This window comes from Peptococcaceae bacterium, from assembly GCA_024655825.1.
GTDB lineage: Bacteria > Bacillota > Peptococcia > DRI-13 > PHAD01 > JANLFJ01.
The window spans coordinates 1-515 of record JANLFJ010000092.1; the positions used below are offsets into that span (position 1 = coordinate 1).

1 protein-coding gene is annotated in these 515 nt (G+C 54.2%); it reads right to left on the reverse strand.

Annotation, left to right across the window (positions count from 1 at the left end; translation table 11 throughout):
* On the reverse strand, positions 1-515 hold a 515-nt coding region (locus NUV48_15550), incomplete at both ends, for a hypothetical protein (GenBank protein MCR4443546.1).

A 515-nucleotide genomic window follows, 5' to 3' on the forward strand; every position in this document is an offset into this window, starting at 1 on the left:
CCCAAAAAGCGCTCAGTTTCTCGGAGAACCGGCAGTCCGGTTGGGCGTAGTTGGGGGTTTGCACCAGGACGTTCGTTTCTTTGGTGTTGTTTTCGATGTTTTGCTCGCCTTCCACCGGCACGGCGTGGATTCTCAGCCTGCACGAGCCGGCAGTGTCCGCGGCCTGCCAGTTGAATTTTCTTTCTTTGGTTTCCCCCGGCTTTATCTGCAGTTTTTCACTGCCCGCTTTTTTGCCGCCCGCGTAGTATTCGGCCGTAAAGATTTCCTCGCGCGGCCCGTTGTTCCTGAACACCGCCGTCGCCGCCTGGAAGGAGCCGGCAAGAACGGGGCTCTCTTTCTTTATTTCGACGGCCTCGATGTCTGCCGCTTTCGGAACACCGTAAAATTCGACCAGAACGGGCAGGAGCTTTCTCCTGCCCTCCACTTTCTCCGCCTGCCAGTCCTTGGTGATGAATAGGGTGAAATCATCATCTATTTGAAATTTGAATTGTACTGTGTTTCCTTCTTTAAGCCTG